Annotated in this window: 30 protein-coding genes and 1 rRNA gene; 17 read left to right on the top strand and 14 right to left on the bottom strand. The window is 31.1% G+C overall.

The genetic code is table 11. The features are described 5' to 3' along the window. Window positions 1-47: 47 nt before the first annotated feature. The 6 genes from Q0C16_RS03490 to pgsA all read left to right on the top strand — a co-directional run bounded on the left by Q0C16_RS03490 (window position 48) and on the right by pgsA (window position 4,913). Window positions 48-320, top strand: coding sequence for a U6 snRNA-associated Sm-like protein LSm6 (locus Q0C16_RS03490; protein ID WP_292319651.1), 273 nt, complete (start codon window positions 48-50; stop codon window positions 318-320). A gap of 105 nt (window positions 321-425) precedes the next feature. Continuing rightward, window positions 426-1,577, top strand: coding sequence for a myo-inositol-1-phosphate synthase (locus Q0C16_RS03485; protein ID WP_292319650.1), 1,152 nt, complete (start codon window positions 426-428; stop codon window positions 1,575-1,577). Between the two features lie 92 nt (window positions 1,578-1,669). Next, window positions 1,670-2,500, top strand: a complete 831-nt coding sequence (locus tag Q0C16_RS03480; protein WP_292319649.1) for a sulfite exporter TauE/SafE family protein — start codon at window positions 1,670-1,672, stop codon at window positions 2,498-2,500. A gap of 82 nt (window positions 2,501-2,582) precedes the next feature. Next, window positions 2,583-3,536, top strand: coding sequence for an alcohol dehydrogenase catalytic domain-containing protein (locus Q0C16_RS03475; RefSeq protein WP_292319648.1), 954 nt, complete (start codon window positions 2,583-2,585; stop codon window positions 3,534-3,536). A 32-nt stretch (window positions 3,537-3,568) separates the two neighbouring features. Then, on the top strand, window positions 3,569-4,318 hold the full coding sequence (locus tag Q0C16_RS03470; protein ID WP_292319647.1) for an SDR family NAD(P)-dependent oxidoreductase: 750 nt from the start codon (window positions 3,569-3,571) through the stop codon (window positions 4,316-4,318). A gap of 10 nt (window positions 4,319-4,328) precedes the next feature. Continuing rightward, window positions 4,329-4,913, top strand: a complete 585-nt coding sequence (gene pgsA / locus Q0C16_RS03465; RefSeq protein ID WP_292319646.1) for an archaetidylinositol phosphate synthase — start codon at window positions 4,329-4,331, stop codon at window positions 4,911-4,913. Window positions 4,914-5,055: 142 nt separating this feature from the next. On the opposite strand, the gene pyrC is transcribed toward pgsA, so the two are convergent. The 6 genes from pyrC to Q0C16_RS03435 are packed head-to-tail and all read right to left on the bottom strand — an operon-like array spanning window position 5,056 to window position 9,898. Beyond that, a complete protein-coding gene (gene pyrC / locus Q0C16_RS03460; protein WP_292319645.1) occupies window positions 5,056-6,300 on the bottom strand; it encodes a dihydroorotase in 1,245 nt (414 codons plus the stop codon). Next, window positions 6,297-6,788 carry an aspartate carbamoyltransferase regulatory subunit gene (pyrI, locus tag Q0C16_RS03455; RefSeq protein ID WP_292319644.1) on the bottom strand — a complete coding sequence of 164 codons (492 nt, stop codon included), beginning with the start codon at window positions 6,786-6,788 and terminating at the stop codon, window positions 6,297-6,299. Before pyrI ends, pyrC begins: the two co-directional genes overlap by 4 nt. Window positions 6,789-6,790: 2 nt before the next feature. Continuing rightward, window positions 6,791-7,720 (bottom strand): aspartate carbamoyltransferase, encoded by a 930-nt coding sequence (gene pyrB / locus Q0C16_RS03450; protein WP_292319643.1) that lies wholly within the window; start codon window positions 7,718-7,720, stop codon window positions 6,791-6,793. A gap of 1 nt (window position 7,721) precedes the next feature. After that, window positions 7,722-8,336, bottom strand: coding sequence for an orotate phosphoribosyltransferase (gene pyrE / locus Q0C16_RS03445; RefSeq protein WP_292319642.1), 615 nt, complete (start codon window positions 8,334-8,336; stop codon window positions 7,722-7,724). Continuing rightward, on the bottom strand, window positions 8,324-8,995 hold the full coding sequence (gene pyrF / locus Q0C16_RS03440) for an orotidine-5'-phosphate decarboxylase (RefSeq protein WP_292319641.1): 672 nt from the start codon (window positions 8,993-8,995) through the stop codon (window positions 8,324-8,326). Before pyrF ends, pyrE begins: the two co-directional genes overlap by 13 nt. Before the next feature lie 42 nt (window positions 8,996-9,037). Beyond that, window positions 9,038-9,898: a hypothetical protein gene (locus Q0C16_RS03435; RefSeq protein WP_292319640.1), complete on the bottom strand. Its 861-nt coding sequence runs from the start codon at window positions 9,896-9,898 to the stop codon at window positions 9,038-9,040. Window positions 9,899-9,979: 81 nt separating this feature from the next. Between Q0C16_RS03435 and Q0C16_RS03430 the strand changes: the two genes are divergently transcribed. From Q0C16_RS03430 to Q0C16_RS03410, 5 genes are all read left to right on the top strand, one after another. Continuing rightward, window positions 9,980-11,212, top strand: a complete 1,233-nt coding sequence (locus tag Q0C16_RS03430; protein ID WP_292319639.1) for an ABC transporter substrate-binding protein — start codon at window positions 9,980-9,982, stop codon at window positions 11,210-11,212. 9 nt (window positions 11,213-11,221) lie between these two features. Further along, on the top strand, window positions 11,222-12,211 hold the full coding sequence (locus tag Q0C16_RS03425) for an iron ABC transporter permease (RefSeq protein WP_292319638.1): 990 nt from the start codon (window positions 11,222-11,224) through the stop codon (window positions 12,209-12,211). Further along, entirely contained in the window at window positions 12,211-12,963 is a 753-nt protein-coding gene (locus tag Q0C16_RS03420; RefSeq protein WP_292319637.1) for an ABC transporter ATP-binding protein, read from the top strand. The genes Q0C16_RS03425 and Q0C16_RS03420 overlap by 1 nt, the downstream gene beginning before the upstream one ends. 79 nt (window positions 12,964-13,042) lie before the next feature. Continuing rightward, window positions 13,043-13,678, top strand: a complete 636-nt coding sequence (locus Q0C16_RS03415) for a superoxide dismutase (protein WP_292319636.1) — start codon at window positions 13,043-13,045, stop codon at window positions 13,676-13,678. Between the two features lie 44 nt (window positions 13,679-13,722). After that, entirely contained in the window at window positions 13,723-14,481 is a 759-nt protein-coding gene (locus Q0C16_RS03410) for an SDR family oxidoreductase (RefSeq protein ID WP_292319635.1), read from the top strand. On the opposite strand, the gene Q0C16_RS03405 is transcribed toward Q0C16_RS03410, so the two are convergent. After that, the gene (locus Q0C16_RS03405; protein ID WP_292319634.1) at window positions 14,478-15,542 is read right to left on the bottom strand and encodes an FAD-dependent oxidoreductase; all 1,065 of its coding nucleotides are present in this window, start codon (window positions 15,540-15,542) and stop codon (window positions 14,478-14,480) included. The genes Q0C16_RS03410 and Q0C16_RS03405 overlap by 4 nt on opposite strands. Before the next feature lie 74 nt (window positions 15,543-15,616). On the opposite strand from Q0C16_RS03405, the gene Q0C16_RS03400 reads away from it, so the two are divergent. Both Q0C16_RS03400 and Q0C16_RS03395 read left to right on the top strand, forming a co-directional pair. After that, complete coding sequence (locus Q0C16_RS03400) at window positions 15,617-15,961, top strand: hypothetical protein (RefSeq protein WP_292319633.1); 345 nt, start codon at window positions 15,617-15,619, stop codon at window positions 15,959-15,961. 53 nt (window positions 15,962-16,014) lie between these two features. Continuing rightward, window positions 16,015-16,248: a sulfurtransferase TusA family protein gene (locus tag Q0C16_RS03395; RefSeq protein ID WP_292319632.1), complete on the top strand. Its 234-nt coding sequence runs from the start codon at window positions 16,015-16,017 to the stop codon at window positions 16,246-16,248. Here the strand turns inward: Q0C16_RS03395 and Q0C16_RS03390 are convergent. Both Q0C16_RS03390 and rrf read right to left on the bottom strand, forming a co-directional pair. Beyond that, entirely contained in the window at window positions 16,242-16,556 is a 315-nt protein-coding gene (locus tag Q0C16_RS03390; protein ID WP_292319673.1) for an MGMT family protein, read from the bottom strand. The genes Q0C16_RS03395 and Q0C16_RS03390 overlap by 7 nt on opposite strands. Before the next feature lie 48 nt (window positions 16,557-16,604). Further along, window positions 16,605-16,724 (bottom strand): 5S ribosomal RNA (rrf, locus tag Q0C16_RS03385). Window positions 16,725-16,814: 90 nt separating this feature from the next. On the opposite strand from rrf, the gene Q0C16_RS03380 reads away from it, so the two are divergent. Genes Q0C16_RS03380 through Q0C16_RS03370 form a run of 3 tightly spaced genes read left to right on the top strand, consistent with a single transcriptional unit; the run spans window position 16,815 to window position 18,317 of the window. Continuing rightward, window positions 16,815-17,087, top strand: coding sequence for a lipoate protein ligase C-terminal domain-containing protein (locus Q0C16_RS03380; RefSeq protein WP_292319631.1), 273 nt, complete (start codon window positions 16,815-16,817; stop codon window positions 17,085-17,087). 1 nt (window position 17,088) lies between these two features. Continuing rightward, a complete protein-coding gene (locus Q0C16_RS03375; RefSeq protein WP_292319630.1) occupies window positions 17,089-17,913 on the top strand; it encodes a biotin/lipoate A/B protein ligase family protein in 825 nt (274 codons plus the stop codon). 5 nt (window positions 17,914-17,918) lie between these two features. Then, window positions 17,919-18,317, top strand: coding sequence for a hypothetical protein (locus Q0C16_RS03370; protein ID WP_292319629.1), 399 nt, complete (start codon window positions 17,919-17,921; stop codon window positions 18,315-18,317). On the opposite strand, the gene Q0C16_RS03365 is transcribed toward Q0C16_RS03370, so the two are convergent. The 4 genes from Q0C16_RS03365 to thrC are packed head-to-tail and all read right to left on the bottom strand — an operon-like array spanning window position 18,286 to window position 21,478. Continuing rightward, complete coding sequence (locus Q0C16_RS03365) at window positions 18,286-19,125, bottom strand: triphosphoribosyl-dephospho-CoA synthase (protein ID WP_292319628.1); 840 nt, start codon at window positions 19,123-19,125, stop codon at window positions 18,286-18,288. The two genes, Q0C16_RS03370 and Q0C16_RS03365, sit on opposite strands and share 32 nt — an antisense overlap. Window positions 19,126-19,130: 5 nt before the next feature. Continuing rightward, a complete protein-coding gene (locus Q0C16_RS03360; protein WP_292319627.1) occupies window positions 19,131-19,625 on the bottom strand; it encodes a dual specificity protein phosphatase family protein in 495 nt (164 codons plus the stop codon). 1 nt (window position 19,626) lies between these two features. Then, a complete protein-coding gene (locus Q0C16_RS03355) occupies window positions 19,627-20,286 on the bottom strand; it encodes a uracil-DNA glycosylase (protein WP_292319626.1) in 660 nt (219 codons plus the stop codon). 25 nt (window positions 20,287-20,311) lie between these two features. After that, the gene (thrC, locus tag Q0C16_RS03350; protein ID WP_292319625.1) at window positions 20,312-21,478 is read right to left on the bottom strand and encodes a threonine synthase; all 1,167 of its coding nucleotides are present in this window, start codon (window positions 21,476-21,478) and stop codon (window positions 20,312-20,314) included. A gap of 150 nt (window positions 21,479-21,628) precedes the next feature. Between thrC and Q0C16_RS03345 the strand changes: the two genes are divergently transcribed. Further along, window positions 21,629-22,423 (top strand): aldo/keto reductase, encoded by a 795-nt coding sequence (locus tag Q0C16_RS03345; protein ID WP_292319624.1) that lies wholly within the window; start codon window positions 21,629-21,631, stop codon window positions 22,421-22,423. A gap of 188 nt (window positions 22,424-22,611) precedes the next feature. Here Q0C16_RS03345 and Q0C16_RS03340 read toward each other — a convergent pair whose 3' ends face one another. Continuing rightward, window positions 22,612-23,664 (bottom strand): ATP-binding protein, encoded by a 1,053-nt coding sequence (locus Q0C16_RS03340; protein ID WP_292319623.1) that lies wholly within the window; start codon window positions 23,662-23,664, stop codon window positions 22,612-22,614. Between the last annotated feature and the right edge of the window lie 129 nt (window positions 23,665-23,793).

The following is a 23,793-nucleotide window of genomic DNA, read 5'->3' as shown; positions in this document are numbered from 1 at the left end:
TATTCTCCCCTACAAATAAAGCATGAGAATGGTAAAAGGTGTATAAGATGCCAGGAGAAAATAAAGCAGTTAGTCCCATGAAGTATTTAAGAGATGCCATAGATACTCAGGTTTATGTTAGGCTAAAAGATGGAAGCGAGTTTGTAGGCACGCTAAAGATGACAGATTCTACTATGAATCTGATATTAGATGATTCTATAGAAGTTAAAGATGGAAAACAAGTAATTGCCAAAATAGGAAAAATACTCATAAGGGGAAGTATGGTTCAATACATAAGCTTCACTCCAGAAGTTGCTGCAGGAGAAGCATTAAGCAAATAAAAGAATTACCAATTGCTATGAATTAAATAATTAAAAACTATCTTTCAAAAACGGAAAGGTTTTATATCTGTTACCATATATTAATAAAAAGATAAGGTGTGAGAGTTGCCAATTAGAACTGTGCTATTAGGTGCTGGACCAGGTGCAGCATACTTTGCTGCTGGAATTGAAAGGTTAAAGATGGGTGAAATAGATAATTATGGTATCCCCTTTGGAAACTTATTTAAGTCTTATAGGCCTGAAGATATACAAATAGTTGGCGTTTTTGAGGTAGATAATAAAAAAATTGGACTTGATATGCATTCTGTAACAAGCAAATTACTAAACGAAAACAATGTTCCTAATTCATTAAAAGACATTGAGATTCTAAGGGGGTTACATTGCAAGAGCCTAGCAGGTTTGCCTATAGATGCTACTGGACTTGATGACATAATAGGGGATCCTAATATTGCTATAAAAGAGTTTATTTCTTTGCTTGATAAGCTTAAACCAGATGTAATCGTTAATATAATTACGACAGAAAAACAAGTTCAAGTAAATAATGAATCTGAATTTATAAAACTAGCAAGTAGTTGTAATGGAGGAGCTTCATTGACTTATGCATATGCAGCAGCTGAATATAGCAGGTTATATAACAAGGTTTCATTTATTAATTTAACACCTCCTTTATTAGCTAATTCGCCTGGTATAGTATCTTATTATGAAAAAGTTGGAGGCCTAATATTTGGAGACGATGCCGCAACAGGCGCAACACCTCTTACTGCAGATTTATTGGAGCATATGGCTGAAAGGAATAGAAAGGTTTCGTCTGTTGTTCAATTTAATATAGGGGGTAATATGGATTTCTTAAGCTTAACAGAACCTGAAAGGAACAAATCTAAAGAAAATACGAAAGGGAGCATAGTAAATGATATACTTGGTTACGATGCTCCTCATTACATTAAGCCAACGGGTTTCTTAGAGCCCTTAGGGGATAAGAAGTTTATAGCGATGCACATAGAATATAAAAGCTTTGGAGGATATACAGACGAAATAGTTGTTACTGGAAGAATAAATGATAAAGCAAATCTCGGAGGAGTTATGGCATCAGTTATTCCAATAACTAAAGCTTTGATAGATAGAGGTTATAAAGGAACAAACCCATCAGTAAACAGATTCTTTATGAAAAAGCCGGGTCCTCTTGGGACAAGGAATGTATCAAGAATAATTGCATATAATGAATTAATAAAAGAATTAAAATCTTGGGACATAATTTAATATTAAGCGGAAAACTTAATATAAATTTTAAATACATAAAACTTTATATTCCTCTAAAATCTATTAATTTTAATTTGTAAAAGTGATGAAAAATGATAACATTAGATCAATATATGTTATCTATAGTTTCTGGTGTTATTGTTGGTTTTTCTCTTGGCTTAATTGGCGGTGGAGGTTCGATACTTGCTGTTCCTCTTTTGCTTTACTTTGTGGGATTAAGCGATATGCCTAATGCAGCGCATATAGCGTTGGGAACAACTGCTTTAGCTGTTGGTTTAAATGCTTTTGCAAATTCTTATATGCATTTGAGAAAAAGGAATGTAGCTGTAAAAATAGGTGGAGTTTTTGCGGGAGTGGGAGTTATCGGATCCTTAATAGGAACTTATTTAGGTCATATAACCCCAGGTAGCAGCCTTTTGCTTTATTTTGCAATAGCTATGATAATATTAGGATTTTATGTGGGATTTGGAAGAAATGCAGTAAAAGCAGGGACTCATGAAGAAATACCAAGAATTAATGAATCTGTTAGCAAATGTAAAAAACTAACATCAAGATCATTAATATTAGTTGGTTTATTTGGTTTTGTTGTAGGTCTTGTTAGCGGATATTTTGGTATAGGAGGAGGATTTTTAATAGTCCCAGCGCTTATGTTTTCAGCTTCTTTATGCATATCAAGGGCAATAGGAACTTCATTAATAAGTGTTGGAACCTTTGGATTAGCAAGTGGTTTATTATATTTACATTATGGTGATACAATAGTTTCAATATCTTTGTTATATTTGATAGGAGGCTTACTAGGAGGTTACATTGGAACTTCTTTAGCTGTAAAAGCTCCCAAAAATACTTTGCAAAAAGCCTATGGTGTAATTATAGTTGTTGTAGGAATATATATGATTTTCAAGGTTTTGCATTTAGGTTTATAAATTATTGTGAAAAATTATAATGATTTTTCTTAGCTTTAATTTTTATAATCTTTATTTATTAATTATTATTTATGTGATAGATATGAAAAGCAGAGCTGCAATATTAAAAGAGTTTCAAAAACCCTTTTCTATAGAAGAGATCAATATTGAACCAAAAGAAAATGAGGTTATTGTAAATATAAAAGCTGTTGGGATATGTGGGAGAGACCTAGTTATATGGAAAGGAGGCTTTAAGAATTTAAAGCCACCGTTGATATTAGGTCATGAGATATTTGGAGAATATAAGGGTAAAAGTGTTGCAGTTTTTCCAGCAAAAGTAGGAAAGAGTTGTTTAGAATTAATGGAAGGGAAAGAGAATCTTTGCAACGATTATTCTATAATAGGTGAAAAAGATTTTGGTGGGTATAGCGAATTAATAGCTGTACCATATTGGAATTTAATAGAATTACCTAATAATGATTACGAAAAATATGCCGCGGCTTCTTGTGGAGTTGCGACAATAATTCATGCAAATAATTTAGCTCACTTAGATAAGGGATCTAAGGTATTAGTCACAGGGGCTAACGGCGGTGTAGGTATACATGCTATTCAATATCTATCTGATTTTTATGAGGTTTATGCTTATGTTAGAAACGAAGAAAAGGCAAAAATATTAAAGGATCTAAATGTTATACCTGTTACATCCTTTGATTTTTATAAGAGAAGTGGAAAAGTAGATGCAGTGTTTGAAATTGTTGGTAGTTTAACTATAAATGAAAGCATGCTTTCTCTGAAAAAACAAGGTAAACTTATTTTAATAGGTAACATATCTGGTGAAACTATAAACTTAATGAGACCAGCATTTATTGTAATGAATGAAATTAGTATTATTGGCTCAGCTGCTTATACAAAGAAGGAATATCAAGAAGCTATAGATGTTATAGGTAGAGGAAAAATAAGGCCATTTTATAAAACATATAGTTTAAATGAAATAAATAATGCATATAATGATATGATAACTGGAAAATTGATTGGGAGGGCTGTATTAAAAATTTAAATCTAACTCTTAAAATATTATAGGGGGTTAAATTGAATAATGTCATAATAATAACAGGCGGAAATAGAGGTATAGGAAAAGCTATAGCAAAGAGATTTTCTAAAGAAGGTTATGAAGTTATAATTACTTTTAATAGCAACCAAGAAAGAGCTGAAGAGACAATAAAAGAACTAAAATCAATAGGAGCTGCCAATGCACATAGTTTTAGAGTTGATGTTTCCAATGAAGAAAGTGTTAGAAATTTTGCAGAAAGTGTGAATTCTATAGTAGATCACGTAAATGTTTTGGTAAACAATGCTGGTGTAATTAGTTATACGCCTTTTGAACAGATGACGCTTGATGAATGGAATAAAATTATATCCATTGATTTGACTGGGGTATTTTTAGTTACAAAATATTTGTTAAATTTATTAAAAAAATCTGAATGGGCTTCAATAGTTAATATATCAAGTATCGCAGGTCAGACTGGAAGCGTTTATGGAGGGGTATCTTATTCGGCTGCTAAAGCAGGTGTTATAGGGTTTACTAAAAGGCTCTCTAACGAATTAGCAAAATACGGAATAAGAGTTAATGCTGTTGCTCCAAGCTTTGTTGATACCGATATGGTCGCTGATGTATTAAAAGATGAAAACAGGAAAAAAAGTATCATAGATTTACATCCTTTAAAAATTATTTTGAAGCCAGAAGATGTTGCAGAATCAGTCTTTTTCCTTTCAGACCCAAAGCTTTCTAGAGGAATAACTGGACATATATTAAGCATTAATGCAGGAAGATATACATGAGGTAATTATTTTGCTCGGAAAATTAAGAAAGTACGTTAACGAGATATTACCAAAGACTATTGGAAGATATTTATCAAAAATAGGTTTAACGCCTAATGGAGCTACATTGATTGGTTTTATATTTGCAATAATTGCCCCAATATTGGCGTACTATAGGCTTTATATTACAATTCCTATAATGATAATACTTTCAGGGCTTATGGATGTAGTGGACGGAGCTATTGCAAGGGCTACTAATAAAACAACAAAATTTGGGGCATATTTAGATTCTTTGACTGATAGGATCTCTGACATGCTCTTCTTTTTGGCATTAATTTTTGCCGGCATCAATCCTTACTTATCCATAATTGCTTTAGGATTTTCCGAAGTTGTAAGCTATGCAAGATCAAAAGGTGAATTATTGGGGATTAAGATGGAAGGAGTTGGATTATTGGAAAGAAGTGAAAGGTTAATTCTTTTGTTTATAGCATCAATATTTGCTGTTTTTAATTTAAAGTTAATAGCTAATATAATAGTATTGGTAATAGCAATACTTGGGGCAATAACTATTTATCAAAGGTCATCAAAGGTCAAAAAAGGATTAGAAAATCATTGATTTGATAGTTTAATGTAAAATTGAACATCTAAAAGAAATCATTGTTTTTAGAGATTAGAATCATGCAGTAAAATACAGATTTTTAATGGAATAATTAGGAATTTCATAGCTTTCTAATTTTTTATTTAAGGTACAAGTTTATCTAACTAAAATTATTAAATGGATTAATTGTATCAGTTTTTTCTATTAAACCGTTTTCATCAAAAACTAATTTACCTCCAATAAAAGCGCTTTTAACAAATCCATAATTTTCTTCTAAGAAATGGCCATAGTAAGGAGCTTTGCTAAATGTATTGGTAAATCTCCACACTTTATCTTTATCAATAGCTATTATATTCCCTCTATATCCTTTTTCTATCAGCCCATAATTCTTTAGGTTCAAAATTATTGAAGGTGAATAAGACATATAGTAAAAGAAACCTTGTATGCTAATTAAATTATATTTTACAAGTCTAAATATAATCCACGGCCAAGTACCTAGCCAAGGAATACCTGAAGGGCATGTTTTAAAGTTTTCTTTTTCTTTTAAAGAATGTGGAGCGTGATCGCTACATAATGCATCAACATATCCATCTAAGAACAATTTTAACAAATTCTGTCTAGTAGTCTCATCTCTAAGGGGCGGATTTACTCTATAATAACATCCTTGATTATGGCTATTATAAAAAAGATGATGAGGTGTTACATCTACAGTATAGCCAAATTTTTTTGCCTCAAATACAGTCGAAGGGCAACTAGCGTGAGTAACATGTATTTTTGCACGATTATTTACTTTATGTAAATAATACACTGAAGCGCTTTCTAAATTACAACCTCTTAATGTACCTCTTGAAATGTTTTCTTCATCGTTAATTCTTTCAGCCTCGGGCATTTCAGGATGTAGTATAATAAGTTTATTCAACTTTAAAACCTCTTTGATTATTTCTATTTTACTTCCTAAATCTTCTGGGTATATCTTAAAGCCTGCAATAGGTAACTTTAATATTTCTTCTATATCACTTGTGTTTTTTGGAATAGATGAATAAACACTATAATCAGTATAGCTTTTTTCTTTTAAAGAATTAAGTTTTAATTTTATAGATTTTGGATTATCAAGTCTTGGCCTTGTATTTGGCATGTCAACTACTAGAGTAATTCCGGATTGAAGGGCAGATTTTGTTCCACTTTCTTCGTCTTCTTTATAAGAAAGATCTAAGCCTCTTAAGTGAACGTGGAGATCTATTAAACCTGGGCCAATAATGTATTTATTAAAATTAAATGATTTTTCAGATTTTGGTATCTTTGATACAGATTCTATAAAACCTTTTTCATTAACATTAACACATCCATCTCCTAAAAAGCCTCTGCTGTCATATAGCATTCCACAAATTGAGCTTATTAGGCTCATTGAGATTCGCCAATAAGCTCCTTAATTACATCATCCTCAGTTAATATTGATCCACAATAATCACATTGAAGTTTGATCTTATCTTTACTTAGCAAAGTGAAGCTACTTGTTATTGGCTCATTAGACTTTCTTGTTATGCATGTCGGGTTGTTACATTTTAGTGTACCTTTTATTTTATTAGGTATCTCTACTTTGTATTTCTTAATAACTTCATAATCTTTTATTATGTTTATAGTTGCATTTGGAGAAATTAGACTAATTTTTTCTAGATCTTCTGAGTTCGGATAGTAATCTTCAAGCTTTACTATATCCTTTTTCCCCATAGTAGTACTGGGCACATTCATAACAATAGCTATCCTATATCCTTCGTTGCCTTTTATGTTTAAAATTTTTAATACAACTAAGGCCCGACCAGAATTAATATGATCAATAACTGTCCCATTTTCTATTTTACTTACAAGGAGTTTTTCATCTTTGCGCGTATCCATATTTAATCACCTCCCAAAACCAAAGATAATAAAGCCATTCTTAGTGGAACTCCTAGACTTGCTTGCAAGAAATATGCTTGATAGTTTGTATTATCAACATCTGGGCTTAGCTCATCAACTCTTGGCAATGGATGCAAAACTTTAGCAGTTTTCTTAGCATGTGTTTCAAGTATTTTTTTATTTATTTTATAACTACCTTTAACTTTCTCATACTCTTGGAGATCTGGGAACCTTTCTTTTTGAATTCTAGTTACATAAATTATATCTGCTTCAGAAATAGCTTCAATGTTTTCTTCTTCTCTAATCTTTAATCCATGATCTACAGCAAACAGTTTAATTTCTTCCCTCAGCTTAAGTTGTTGAGGTGATATTAATATGATTTCTTTCGGTTTAAACATAGATAATCCATAGATTAGACTAGAAACAGTTCTTGAATACTTTAAATCACCTATTAAAGCAAATGTGAGTCCATCTATTTCGCCGAATAGTGTTTTTGTAGTATATAGATCAAGCATGGCCTGAGTAGGATGATGGGATTTGCCATCTCCACCATTAATAACTGGATTTTGAGCTATACCTGATGCGAACAATGCTGCCCCTTCAAATTTATGCCTTAAAACTATAGCATCTACATAAGAATCAATCATTTTAATTGTATCTGCAAATGTTTCTCCTTTAGCAACACTAGTCCCTTCTTCTCCAGTAAAACCTACCGTATCTGCTCCAAGTCTTTTTGCGGCAGTTTCAAAGCTCATACGAGTTCTTGTAGATGGTTCAAAGAATGCAATACCAATTATTTTATTGCTTAATGTTTTCTTAACACTTTTATCTTTTAATTGCGCTCTCATTTCATCAGCTTTTGAAAAAAGCAGTTCAATATCTTCCCTACTAAAATCTAAAATATTCACCACGTCTTTATTATACCAACCCATATTAATCACCATAAAGCTCAAAAATTATGCTATTATAAATACTTACATCAATTAATTTCTGGTTAAGCAAACTATTTAAAATATCTTTTAAAGAAAATAGATAATGTAAATCGACTCCTTCCTTTTTTAAATTTTCAATTGCTCCTTCGCCCCTATCAACTATAACTAAGGAAGATTTAACAATACCTTTTTGCATTTTAATTGTGTTTATGGAATTTATTATGCTGCCTCCCGTAGTTGAAACGTCATCAACTATTAAAACGTATTTATTGCTCACATCGGCTCCTTCTACTTTACTATCAGTTCCATGGCCTTTAGGTTGCCTTATGTATGCCATTGGTATCGAGTTTAGATATGCAATTATTGAAGCCCAAGGAATTCCACCGGTTGCAACTCCAGCAATAACATCTAGTTTTTCATGTTTACTTAATTCATTGACTTTTTGACTTAATAGATTACCTATCATTTTAAACCCATCAGCATTTCCAAGCAATTTTCTCATATCAACATATATTGAGCTACTTTTTCCACTTGCTAACAAAAATTTTCCAACTTTTATAGATCCGGTATCATATAAAACCTTAGAAAATATATCAATATTTTTTATTTCTTGCACTCATACATCCCCCTTTTCTGTTCATATATTAGAACTTTTGTAGCTTCTTTTGGATCTGGAGAATTCATTATTGATCTGCCTATTATTTCATAATCTGCACCATAGCAAAGTGCTGATCCTGGTCTAGCTCCTTGAACCCCTACACCGGGAGAAAGAATCTTTATTTCATTTCCAAGTTCTCTTCTAAATACTTTTATAATTTCAGGTCTAGTTGCTGGCAGAACAATTCCCCATGGATTTATGTCTTTTATTAGTTTTATTATATTATCTATTTCCTTATCATAAATTTCTTCAGATCCTTTATGACTCATAGAACCGACTAGTATTAATTTCATATTATTTTCATCAAGATAATTTTTTAATTTATCTAATGCGCCATTTTTGCCAATAAATGAGTGAGCAATTACAGCGTCTGCATAGTTTTTAAAAAGTTCTACTGTCTCTACCATAACTTCTCCAATATCTGCTAACTTTAAATCTATAATTAAGTTATTCTTGCATATTTTCCTTATGTTAGACAAAAGGTTTAGATCGTGTTTTAATAATAATGGCATTCCTAGCTTTACTCCTGCAACCATATTGCAAATATTATTTAAAATACTTATTATATCTTTTCCATCTTCAGTATTTGATCTGTCTATTGCAACAACTAAAGTCAAATGAACCCACTTTATTAATAACTATTTTATCAGTTTAAAAGTTTAAATGTTAGTAAACCAATTTAAAAAAGATTCGTGCAACCTACTTAAATTGGAACCTGAAGGATCTATAAGGCCATTAACGCTTAATATTCCATCGAGTAAGTTATTAGGTAAATGATCAAAAAGCCTATATGAAAGCTCTCCGTATCCTTGTATTAGATATGACCTTGCTATGGCAATATCCTGATCGCATTTCATAATAGGATTAATTTTGAAGGGTTCAAAAACAGCTATAACTGGTTTTCCATAATAACCTGCTATTATACTTGCATTTTTAGTCCCAACCTTATTAAATAAGCATCCATCAATAGTTATTGTATCTGCTCCAATTAATACAAAACTTGACTTTTCAATAGCATTGCTTATAGATGCATCTGGATATAATTCAACATCTATACCCAAGCTTTTTATTTGTGTTGCAAAAATAGCTCCTTCTCCTCCTGGATAAGATTCAGCAACCAAAACTTTGTTTATTTTATCTTTGTTCTCCTTAATAACATTATAAACATTGCTGCTATTGCTAAGAGTAAAGACATTAGCGCTTTCTCTAAACAATTCATTACTATATCTAACTATAGAATTTCTTGATAAATTCATATATTCCAAGAATTTTTGTGCAGCAAGATATAATTCTTTTTTTAAATCGCATGAATTTTTAAGTATTAATGATAAATTATATAGGCTTCCCATAGCTGGATTAGCATTAACAATAACTTTTGATATTTCGTTTATATCATTACATGAAACTGCTTTTGCTTTACCTAATTCGTAGACTGCTTTAGCCATAGCTTCAGCGCTCCAAGAAGCTCCTCTAACTTTTTCTCTTGAGACTTCATTCGCTATTTCGATAATTTTCTCCACGTACTCACACCTGCATATATTTAGTAATAAGAAAGATTTATTAATGAGTAATAACTGGATAGGGTATCCAGAGGTGAAAGTGTGAAAACGAGTAATTTGATCATAGCAATTTTGATAATAGTAATTATTGGGTTTGGAGCGCTTGGACTATCTATGGCTTTATTGTATAATGAAATGCAAAAAGAGATAAATAATTTAAATTCAACACTTGCAATTTATAACAACAAAACGCAAGAAACATTTAATGAAAAAATAGCTAGTTTGTCAGTTGAAGTCGGATCTTTAAAAAGTAATGTGAATAATATTAATTCGAGCATAAATAGCGAAGTTTTATACTTAGAACAGAAAATTAATTCTCTTGCAGTTCAAAATAACTTTCCTGTTACTATATTGGATGCAACAAATACAACCGTTACAATACCAACATATCCAACTAGGATAGTTTCGTTGGATCCTGCTACTACAGAAATATTATTAGCAATAAATGCTACTAATCAAATAGTTGGCGTAGATAATGATAGTCTTTATTATCTACCTCCCCAATATGAAAATGAATTAACTAATTTGTATAACAGCGGCAAAATAATTAATATAGGAAGTACTTATTCAGAACCAAATATAGAACAAATATTGTCTGCTAGGCCCGATTTAGTTATAGGAACATATGAATGGGAATTTTCTTCAGTTTCTAATATATTAAAAAATTATGGAATACCTGTAATATTATTGCCATCTTATAATTCCTTAGGTGATCTTTATAATGCAATTATCATGGCGGGAAGAGCTACAGGTAATGTTAAACAAGCTGTTAGTTTAGTAGAATCTATGTCGTCAAATATATCTTATTTTAGATATTTGGCAAACAATGTTACGCCTCAAAATGTTGCATATTTGTTATGGATAAATCCTACTTATGTTGCAGGAGGAAATACCTTTCAAAATGATATGATTATGCTATCTGGAAATAATAATGTATTTTCAAATCTATCTGGTTGGCCAGTTATAAGCCCTGAAGAATTATTAAATGCTAATCCAAGTGTAATTATAATTGATAGTAATGGAGGTTTAATAAATGAAACGGATCTGATTAATTGGCTTCAGAGCTCAATAGGTAATGCTTATATGAATATTTCTGCAATTAAATACAATAGGGTTTATTTAATAAATGGATATTATTCTGATTATTTAAATGAGCCCGGACCATTAGTTGTATATGGAGTCAAATTATTTATGATGATAACACATCCAAGCTTATTTAACATTACAAGTGTTCCCACTAATGTTTCTCCAACGAGTTTTCCAATAAACAAATAGGCGAACTTAATGAAAATATCTGTTAATAACATTATTTCAATAATTTTAGTTTTTTTATTGCCTATTTCTTTTTTGATATCTTTATCAACTGGTCCTTATTCAAAAGTAGGTTTTGATCAGGTCATTCAAGCAATTTTTGGAATTAAACTTCAATCAACTTATAGAGATATATTGAATTATAGGCTAATGAGAACATTAGCTGCATTGCTTTTAGGTATAGGATTATCTTCGTCAGGATTAACTCTACAATACACTTTGAAAAATCCGTTAGCGGATCCATATTTATTAGGAATTAGCTCTGGAGCAATTTTTGGAGTAACTATAGCAGAATACTTTGGATATTATTCATATTATCAACTCTATTTTGTTGCACTAGTAGGTTCACTAGGAAGTCTTGGTTTCGTTCTACTAATATCTGCGATTTTTAGATCTTCTTCAACAACTATAATTATAGCTGGGATTTCTTTATCTTATTTGTTGAGCGGTTTAACAACGATCTATATGATAAAATTAGGTCCAAGAATACCAAGCGTTTTATTTTGGCTTTTCGGTAGCGTATCTTTTACTACACTTAATACGTTAGAAAGAAGTTCTGTATTAGTTATGATTTCATTGATAATTATGTTTTATAACTGGAAAGCTATAAACACTTTAATGCTAGGTGAAGATTTATCAAGAAGTTTAGGTGTTAAAGTATCTTACATTAGAATAATATCAGTAATAGCTGCTTCTTTATCAACAGCAGCACTAGTTGCAATGGCAGGTCCTGTGGGCTTTATTGGATTAGCAGCACCTTGGATGGCAAGACTTATCGTTGGTAGTAACTTTGGGAAAGCGTTAGTTATGAGCCTTTTAACTGGCTCTCTTTTAGCTATTTTTAGCGATATATTGGCAAGGCTTGTTATTTATCCAAGTGAAGCACCTTTAACGGCTATAACTAGCATTTTTGGGGCACCTGTTTTAATTTATCTTGCATTAAAATATAGAGGTAGACTATAATGGAAAGTATTTATGTAAACAATGTCTCATACTTCATAAAAGATAAGGAAGTTATTAAAGATATAAATTTTAGCTTAAATGAAGGAGAAATACTAGCAATATTAGGCCCTAATGGAGTTGGTAAAACTACTTTGCTTAAAATAATGGCCGGCTTAATAAAACCAACTTATGGAAGTGTGTTGTTATATGGTAAACCGCCTGAAGAATCGAGAAATATCATTTCATATTTACCAGCTAATCCAAATATAGATCCATATGCTAACGTGGAAGATATACTTTTGGCACAGCTTTATGGTAATGATAAAAAGTTCTTCATTAGCAAAGATGATATAAATAAAGTTAGGAAATGGTATTTTAACTTTTTCGATAAAAACTATTTGAAAACTCCTTTTAGTAATTTAAGTAGTGGAGAGCAGAGGTTGGTTTTGCTTTCAGGCTGTTTTGCAAGGAATCCTAAGATAATTTTGTTAGACGAGCCTGTGGCTTTTCTTGATATAACTAATCAGGCAAAAATACTTACATTTATAAAAGATATATCAGTAAAAATGAAAATAACAGTTGTATTTACAATGCACGAAATATATTATGCTAACGTTTCCAATAAGATTTTGTTATTAAAAAATGGTCAAGTTAAATCGTATGGTGATCCAACGAGCGTATTAAAGAAGGAAATAATAGAGGATGTATATAAAATTAAGTTAAAGGAAGTCTCTTTAGATGATAAGAAGATGTTCTTCCCAAACATTTTCTAAAACTGATTCTAATCAGAAAAAGTTTATATTAAAACTTAAAATCTAGTATGAATAATATATATAAATGAGGCGATATAGTATGGTATCATATAAGAGATATGAACTTCCTCCATTACCTTATTCGTATGATGCGTTAGAGCCAGTATTAAGTAAGGACATATTAACATTCCATCATGATAAGCATCATTTGGCTTATGTTAATGGAGCAAATGCTGCTATAGAAAAACTAGAGAAATACCTAAATGGTCAAGAAACTACTTTAGATGTAAGAGCAGTATCAAGAGATTTTGAATTTAACTATGGAGGCCATGTGCTTCACACGCTATATTGGTTAAATATGGCTCCTACAGGTAAAGGTGGTGGAACTCCAGGAGGTCAAATAGCTGATGCAATTAATAAGAACTTTGGGTCATTCGAAAAATTCAAGAAGGTTTTTGGCGATGCTGCTAAGTTAGTTGAAGGAGTTGGATGGGCTATATTAGCTTTAGATCCTGTTACGGGAGATCTTAAAATAACACAGGTAGAGAAACATAATAGCGTAATAACAATGAATTTAGTTCCATTGCTTGCCTGTGATGTATTTGAACATGCATATTACCTACAGTATAAAAACGATAGAGGAAGCTATGTAGATAAATGGTGGGATGTAGTTAATTGGGATGATGTAGAGAAAAGGTATCAAAAAGCATTAACATTACCTAAACTAATATTATAAATCCTTTTATTTTTCTTTTATAGTTATATTTATTGGTGCTCTCAATGAAAGTTATTGTTACAGCTTCAACAAAAGGAATTGGGTATGGTATTTCTAAAGTTTTATTGCAATATAATAATGAAGTGGTAATTTCAGGCCATAATGGAGAAAATTTAACGAAAGCCCTAAATAACTTGAAAAATTATGGTAAGGTTTATGGAATAATTGCAGATCTTAGGAATCTAAATGATGTTAAAAATTTAGTCGATAGATCAGTAAACATATTAAAAGGGTTAGATGCGTTAGTTTATGTGGCCCCACCACCAAAACCCGGTAATTTTGAAAGCACTCAACTAGATGCATGGGACGAAGCTGTTAGATCATTACTTTTAAGTGCTATATGGATAACTAAATTTTCATTACCATACATAAAAGAAAGCAGAGGTTCATTTGTGTATTTAAGTAGCTTCGCAATAAAAGAACCACAAGAAAACCTAATATTGAGCAATGTTGTAAGAATATCATTAGCTGGGCTAACGAAAAGTTTAGCTAAAGAGCTAGGAAAATATGGAGTGAAGGTAAATATGATAATGCCTGGATGGATTGAAACGGAAAGAGTTGAAGAGATTGTAAATTCTAGGGCAAAAAATGAAGGAAGGAACAAAGAAGATATAATAAATGAAATAGAAAGGGGCATACCTTTGAAAAGAATGGCAAAACCGGAAGAAATAGGTGAATTGGTTAATTATTTAATAAGTAAAAACACATATATAAGTGGGGCATCAATCCCCTTTGATGGCGGTTTATTAAATAGTGTTTTTTAGATATTAGATAAATATTTCATTATAGCATTTGCTGCATCCATTCCACTTTTTAGTGCAGGTCCAAGCTGTGATGGGCCATGAACAACGTCTCCTGCAGCAAAAACACCTTTTCTCGTAGTCATCAAATTCTTATCAGTTACAATTGTTCCCCAATCTGTCAATGTAATTCCACAGCAATTATTTGTTAATGGTGCAGTGGGTCTTTCTCCAACAGCTTTTGATGCATAGTTAAATTCAGCTTCAAAATCACTGCCTGGTATGGGAACTGGTTTAGGTCTCTTCTCGCCAGGTGCATGGACTAGTTGATTTCTAATCAATCTTACAATCCTTTTTCCATTAACCTCTTTAAACTCTGTAGGTACTGTTAGTTCCCATATTTCTACGCCTGCAGCTTCTATATTGTTCATTTCCATTACTCCCATTGGTGCTTCTTTTTTACTTCTTCTATATGATAGAACTACTTTTGAAATCTTGTTCTTAAATTCATCATAAGTTATGGGTATATATGCTGCATCTTCAGCAGTATATCCTCCTCCAATAACCAAAATCTTTCCTGATAGGTTAGGAACTATATCCCATGGTCTGTAACCAAACTTTGCTAAATGAGTTGCAACAATAAATTCCATAGAGGGGAAAACCCATGGTAGATCTTCCCCTTTAACGTTCATTTTATTACTTTCCCATGTACCTGTTGCAATTAATGTTGCATCATGTTCTTTTATTATATCTTCGAGATCTATTGATTGCTTTGGACTTATTATTTTATCCATTATACCATAGCTTATATTTGCGTTTATTTTAGTATTTAAAACAAACTCTACACCTGCATCCATTAATTCCTTAACTCCTTCTCTAACTGGAGGCTTTGGTATTCTAAAAACATGTATTCCAAATATTAACATACCTCCAGGCTCAGGTAGCATATCATAAACTGTAACTTGGTAACCTTTACATCTTAGAATACCTGCAGCACCTAAACCGGCTGTTCCAGCGCCGATAATTGCAACCTTTTTACCTACTCCTGTGGGAACTTGATCCGGTTTGCACCTTAAAAATTTCATGTTTTTTCACCGCTATAACAAATATAGGCAGGGATTAATAAATTCCTTAAATGAATTATTTAATAGGTGGAAAAATGTCTTGTCAAGAAAAAACAAACGAGGATTGTAAATCAAAATGGCTTATATGCAAAGAAGGATTACCTAATGAACTAGAAAGTTATCTAAAAAACTTTAGAGTTTTAATGCCTAATGTGTTATTGACCGGTCTTTCTAATGACATGAGCAAGGTTTATTACTTGTTCTACACAAATAGAGGTTCAGGATTTTTTGTTGAGATGGATAATGTTTCTTTTAACTTTTCTGATTGTAGAGAAATTATTAAAGGAGATTTACTGACTAATGTACCTAAGCTAATTAGAAGTGATGAAAATCTAAGACTTGTGGAATATATAATAGATAATATAATGTTTCCGTCGTAGTCTATATATTATCGTTTAAAAACATTCTCTATAGAGAAAGAAGTGTGATTGGAATGAGCACACAACAATATGACTACAGAGGGAAAGAATGTCCTGAAGGATATGTTTTAGTAACTAGGCTGTTAAGTAAATTAAATCCAGGAGAAACTATTGAAGTTATAATGGATTCTTGGAGATGTGCTACAATGATTGCTTACGAATTTGCTAAGGTTGCATCTATAGAGATGAAAGTTGATAAACTCAATCAAAAAGACATAAAATTCGTTTTCAAGAAAAAAGTTCAGTAAAAATCATTTAATAAAACGTTAAAGTCTCTTATTATGTGTTTTTTATTGACTTTATTATCTATAATTTCTACGCCTTCTGATATCAATAAAGCCTTTTTAACATTACTTCCGTAAGGTGTGTATCCTCCTATTTTTCCATTACTCATAACAACTCTATGGCATGGAACTATGATAGGGTTCTTGTTATTTTTTAATAATTGAGCTACTTTCCTCTGATGAAGACCTAAGAATTTTCCTAACGCTTTATATGTTGTTACATATCCCATGGGTATTAGCTGTACAATATCATATATGACTTCTTTATCCATTTCTTTCACAAGATTTTTTTAGCAATTAAAGCTTAAATGCAAAACGCCTGGCCCCGGCTTGAAGCGCCTGCGAGCCCTTTCGGAACTCACTGGCAACTTCAACGCGGCCGGCTTAACTTCCGGGTTCGATACGAGTCCGGGTGTTGCCCGGCAGCTATGGCCGGGCCAGGCAATAATTCAGTATCTCGGTTTACAAATATAAACTTTATGGTTTTAAAGTTTTAAACTATAAAATAAATAAATAAAATGGGGAATAAAATGGGATATTGTGAGCTAAAGGCGAAAAAAGGATTAATAAGAGTATCATCAGAACAATATAATGGTAAAATAAAGAACATATCTATAACAGGAGATTTCATGGTTTTTCCTGAAGATGTTATTTGGGAACTTGAGAAAGATTTATTGGGAGTTGAGATAAATGAAAAGTTTATTAATGAAATAGTTACAAAGCACTTATCCAAAGCAAAACTTTTGGGTTCAACAATTAATGATTTTGTAGATGTAATAATATGTTCATTGAAGGGTGAATAAAATGAGTAAGTTAAGGGTTATAATGTTTGAGACTCCTCACGATGGCTATTTTAATATAGCATTTGAAGAAGCGCTAGCAAGAGCTAAAGGATGTAATTTAATTGATGATACTTTGAGATTTTTCAGAAATAAAAACGCAGTGATAATTGGGTATTTCCAAAAGGCTGAGGAAGAAGTTAATTTAGATTATTTAAAGAAAATAGACGCACAGCTAATTAGAAGACCCACAGGAGGGGGAGCAGTTTATCATGATTTAGGAAACTTAAATTATTCTATAGCTGTCTCAAATAATAGATCAAAATATATAAGTCCTGTTGATTATATATTTAGTGAATTGATTAAAGGCCCTATTAATGCGTTAAATTCTTTAGGATTTGATACAAAACTAGAGAACATTAATGATATTGTTGTGAATAATAGAAAGGTAAGCGGGACTGCTGCAAGTACTTCTTGGAATGCTTTATTTTTCCATGGTGCTATGCTTTTAAATACAGATATGGAAAGACTTTCATCTGTTTTGAAGATATCCCAGAAAAAGCTTATAGATAAGGGTGTTAGCAGCGTAAAATATAGAGTAACCAACTTATTTGAAATTAATAATAACATAAGTGTGGAAGATATAATAAAGGCATTTGTTAATTCGTATAAGGAATTGCTAAGTTATGATGATGTTTATTATTCTATACCAAATAGAAAAGAAATAGAATTAGCAAATTTGCTATATGATGAAAAATACAGTAAAGAAGAATGGAATTTTAATAGAGTTAGTCATTCCAAGTTCAAACAATTGGAGGAACAAATAAATAATATATGTAATGAGAGGTAGTTCTTTTGGTAAATGGAGTTGCCTTATCATTTAATAAGGAAGATAATAATGTTATTGTAAACCTAGCTAATGGAAAATCAATTAAATATACTAATGCCCAAATTGAAATTAAACGTAAAAGGATAAACGTGTTAAAACCAATAATATCTATTATATTATTTTCATTTTTATCTATATCAATTATATACTATTTACCACCATGGAAGTTTTATGGGTTAAATGCAGGATTACAATTTGCGTTATCTTTATCTCTTTTTGCTATACTAATTGCTTCTTTATATTCAATATATATTTCAGCAGACTCTCTTAGGAAGTTTAACGTATTGGTGATTAAATTGGAAGGAGGAAAAGTTATAGAATATGTTTTAATAGCTAAAGATAAAGATCTAAAAAATAAAGGCTAATAGATGAAGATAATACATCTAATGCTGATCCAGGACTTATATTTTCCCCCCAAATACCTTTTAAATAATTAATTGCATAATTAATGCCATATTTTTCAGATATATATAGACCTATTTTGGCATCATTAATCATCTTCTTATAAAAATGAAAACCGTTCCTTTTTGCAGTTAAAGTATCGCCATATCTTGAAATTATATATAATAACCCTTTGAGAAAAGCCTCATTTAAGTTGTCAAATCTTTTTATATATTCGATAGTCTCTAAAGATATCTGATATCCATTAATCATTTCTCTATTAACTAAATCCCAACTATAAGCACTTAAAACTTCATATAAACTTTTGGGATATGAAGAAAAAATGTCAGGCATTAAACCTTCATATTTTCCTAAATACGAAGGAGATAGTATTTTCAGAATTTCGTAATATAGTTTCCCTTCATATTCTCCAGTTTCTTCAATAACATATTTAGAAGAATTTATTGCAACTTCTTTAATATTTGATGATATTGCAAGACCTATAGACAAAGGTATGTGGAGTAAAAATTCTCCAAAAGCTATGTTTTTCCTATCATAATTTAATAAATAATTCCTATATTCATTTAAAGCCTTAGCTATAATTCCTCTTTCCTTTTTTTCAAATCTTTTGCAAGTTTCCTGCATTATTTTTGCAGTTAATGAAGCGTGAATTAAGAAATCAAAATAGTTTTTATCGTCGCGGTTAAATGGAGTAATACCACCTGGCTTTGGATAGAGACTTGGCTCAACATATAAACCCATGGATAAAATTGGTATTAACTTGCAGTTCAAATTTATTACCTTAAATAGTTTAGAAAATCATCTAGGGTTTCAGATCTTATTAAGTTTTTAATGATTTGATTTGGCGATTTAATTTCTTTCTTAAGCTTGTAAAGACTTTCTAGAAATAATTCCTGCGGCATTGAATCAGGCCCACAACGTCTTTTGCTGTAAAATAAATCTAATGCTTGGTTTAAATGAAAATCTTTATATAAGATTAAGTATGAAACTACAACGGTACCTGTTCTTCCACAGCCTGCATGGCAATGAATATAAATTTTTTTATTTGATTTTAAATTATTTTCTATCACTTCAACAGCTCTTCCTATATTTTTTATAGGCTCTACACTAAAATCTTCTATTGGCAAAACTATTCTATTACTATCTCCTTTGATTGTGCAACCAGGGTCTAATGTAATTACTATATCAGGGCTTATGTTATGTTTTCTTAAATCTATGCAACCAGGTCCAGCATACAAATTATTAATTATTTCTGCTGGAACTCCTACCATTTTATTCACCAATTATTTCTTTTGCTTTTTTAAACACTTCTACCCATTCTTCCCACTTCATTAAACCTGTGTTTGTGTTCCTAGCACTAGGGTGGTAGCTTGCTACTAATTTTTTGTTATCGGGGAGCTTATAAATAGCTAAGTGCTTGAATTCGTATTTAACTTTATAAATGTTCAAAATAGTATCAAAGGCTATCTTCCCTAAAGCTATTATAACTTTTAGGTTTTTCAATAATTTTAGCTCTTTAATGAGATAAGGTAAACAATTATTGATTTCGTCTCTGCTTGGCTTATTTTGAGGTGGAGCGCAATGTATAACAGCTGTTATGTATACGTTTGTTACTCTTAATCCATCATCTCTATTAACGCTTGTAGCCTTATTGGCTAATCCTACTTCATATAAGGCTTTAAATAGCCAATCTCCAGAATGATCTCCCGTAAAAACCCTGCCTGTTCTATTGCCCCCATTGGCTGCTGGCGCTAATCCAACTATTGCAATTTCTGCATTTTCATCTCCAAAGCTCGGTACAGGCTTAGCCCAATAGGTCCAATTTTTAAATCTTTTTGGTGGATTTTTACCTACATCGTTAATGTATTTGATTAATCTTGGGCACTTTCTACAAGCTATTATTTCCTCTTGTATATCTTTTAAACTTTCCAATTTTAACCCTAAGATAAATATGCTTTTAGATCTTTAATTTATTTATTAGTATTTCTATATTATCTTGAGATACGCTATGGATTTCAGTATTAACCATTATATTGGGATCTTTTAGAGCGTGACCTGTTAAAATTAAAACTACTCTATCCTTTTTATCTATGTAACCATTATCTAAGAGTTTTTTATAAGCTGCCATGGTTGATGCAGAAGCTGGTTCAACTCCGATTCCTTCTTCTCTTGCAAGATAAATCTGAGCGTACAATATTTCATCATCGCTTACTTTTAATGCTGTTCCTTTTGAATCCTTGATAGCTTTTATGGCTCTCATGTAGTTAACGGGCTTTCCTATTCTAATAGCTGTTGCTACGGTTTCTGGATTTTCAACAAATTTCATTTCATTCTGATTTTTATTTATAAAATCTGCTATTGGGGAAGCACCTTCTGCTTGGACAGCTATCATTTTAGGCATTTTATCTATAATACCCAAATTTTCTAACTCTTTAAACCCTTTCCATATAGCATAAATATTACCAGCATTACCTGTTGGAACTATAACAAAATCTGGGCTTCCTATGTCTTCATATATTTCATATGCTATTGTTTTCTGTCCCTCTAATCTCCATGGGTTAAATGAGTTAACAGGATAGATATCCTTGTCTTCGTTAAATACTTTTCTTACCCTGCTCATAGCGTTATCGAAACTACCGTCGACCTCAACTATTACTGCCCCATGTAATATTGATTGAAACATCTTTCCTTTAGCTACCTTACCTTTCGGTAAAAATAATAGAGTCTTTATGCCTGCCCTTGCTGAGTATGCTGATGCAGATGCAGCAGTATTTCCAGTTGATGCTGCTACAACAATTTTATATCCTAATGAATACGCAGAACTAATTGCTACAGTCATTCCTCTATCTTTAAAACTGCCAGTAGGATTAAGCCCTTCAAACTTTAAGTATAAGTTTTCATAATTCTTTGAATTTATTAGAGGGGTGTTTCCTTCATTTAATGAAACTATTTTTTTGTAATTTCCTGGTATTAATTCTTTATATCTCCATACTCCTCTCCCTTTTAAACTATTTTTATTAATATCTTGAAATTCATTAATTATTTCAAGCAATCCACCACAAATGGGACAGACAATTAATTTTTGGTCTATATTAAAGGATGCCCCACAAGAAAGGCATCTCATATACCCTCGCTTGTCAATAATCTCACCAAAATCTTGTAAATTTACTCGATTTATAAATCTTTCTTTTTCGTTTAAAATCTAAGGTTTGCAATAGCTCAAATTATAACAAACCATAAATTTTTTGATCATAATATTAATATGGGGAATAAAATGAAGATTTGTGATAAGGAAGTTAGCTTAGTAGGTTTAGGTACTTGGGGTTTCGGTGGAGGATATTGGAGTGAAGATTATTCTGAGGATAATAAATATATAGATATATTGTTATTTGCATATGAGAAAGGTATTAATTTATTTGATACCGCTGAAATGTATGGAAATGGACACGCAGAAGAACTAATTGGAAGAGCATTAAAAGACTACCAAGAAAAAGTGTTTATCATTTCTAAAGTATGGCCAAACCATTTATATTATGATAGCTTAATTAAGTCTGCAATAAAGAGCAGGGAAAGGCTAAAGATAAGGAGCATAGATCTTTATTTAATTCATTGGCCAAATAAAAATGTAAAAATAGAAGAGTCGATAAAAGCTATGGAGTATCTTATAGATAAAGGAATTATAAGGTGCATGGGTGTCAGTAATTTTGATGTTGATCTTTTAAACGATGCTATAAATTCAACTAAAAAATATGAAATTGTTGCCAATGAAATAGAGTATAATGTTTATAATAAATGGGCCGAAAAAGATTTAATACCTTTTGCAAATAAAAACGGTGTTAAAATAATTGCATACTCTCCTTTAGGTAAAGGAAGAGTGTATTATGATGAGAAACTAAAAGAAATAGGGAAGAAATATGGAAAAACTAGTGTACAGATCGCATTAAACTATTTAATTAGAAATTCTATTCCTATACCCAAATCTGCAAATAAAAATCATATTGAGGAAATAATGGGATCAATTGGTTTTAGTCTAACAGATGATGACTATGAATATATAAAAAAATTGTAAGCTAATATAAAAGATTAAAAAAGTATTTTGTTACATAACAAGAAAAGTTATATAAATTGAAATATTATTTATTTAACTCAAGGGTTCAATTTTTAGTTTGTCTTTTTTAACCTATTAATGAATATAACACAAGAATTTATTTTGTTTTAAGCATTTACATAAAAACAACGTTTGTTATCATTTATTGTTTATAATTTTGCTGCCGCCTTTTCATAAATTGAATCCAAGAATTTATATTCTGAAATTATGCTCATGTTTTCAAGTTGGTATAAAATATTATGTAAAACGCTTGATGAAACTGTTGATCCATCTTTTCTTATAAGACATTCATAAAGACTACTCCAATTATTTGCTCCTTCCGATATGCATTTCAAAACATGTCTATATCTTTTAGCAGCTATTTCTGAAACTTTCTTTTTGTTTTCAATTAAATTAATGATTTCATTTAAAGCTATTTTAATGCTAATTTCTTTAACTTCTTCAAAGCTTTTACCTGATACCAAATAGTTTCCAGCTAAAGTTAACCAACCAGGAATCCCATCAAAGAAATCAACAACTTCTTCAATTATATTATCATTAATTTTCCTATTATATTCATTAAAACCCTTTTTTAAGAAATCTATGCTCTCATTTTTTGAAAATCTATTTACTTTTATTTCGTGATAATATCTGCCATATAAAGGAGATTTTTCATTTTCTCTTCCAATGAAATCATAAAGTAAGCCAATTTCAGATCCAGTTAAAACAAAAGTCAAGCGTCTATCATAATCATAGGCGTGTGCTATTGATTCTTTAATTTCTTTTGATAGAGGCCCCCTTAGTTTTTGGGCTTCATCTATTGCTATTATAACCCTTTTTTCATTTAGATGATCGAAAAGATCCGATAAAGAGACGTATTTTCTTCCTTTCCATGAAAGCTCAACAGAAATTCCAAAAATCTCAACACCTCTAATTTTTTTTAATATATCTCCTAATTTATCAATGGAAGATGAAAGAGATTCTGAAATAAGCATATACAGATCTTTCAATCCATAATTTTGCTTTAGTTTTCTAGCATCAATTAATATGAAAGGAACTCTAGTTTCATTTAAAGTAACAAGGAGAAGGGAAGTTTTTCCAATTCTTCTAACTCCAGTAAGAAGGACTAGCGGTCTATGTAAATTTGAAATGGTTTCATTCAGTTCTTTTTCTCTATCAAATAAATCTTTCTTTTCTGTCTTTGGTCTTTCATCAAATAGCAAATTCTGCCCCAGAATATATATTCTGCCCCTAAAGTTATAAAATTATGCTTGATTACAATGTTGCTATTATATCAAAAATTCTAATATATGTTTGACAAAAAGAATGACAAGCCTCGCCTTTACAAGGCG

The organism is Caldisphaera sp. (genome assembly GCF_023256325.1).
GTDB lineage: Archaea > Thermoproteota > Thermoprotei_A > Sulfolobales > Acidilobaceae > Caldisphaera.
The sequence above is the reverse complement of the archived record's forward strand: the minus strand, read 5'-3'. Positions and strand labels throughout refer to the sequence as shown.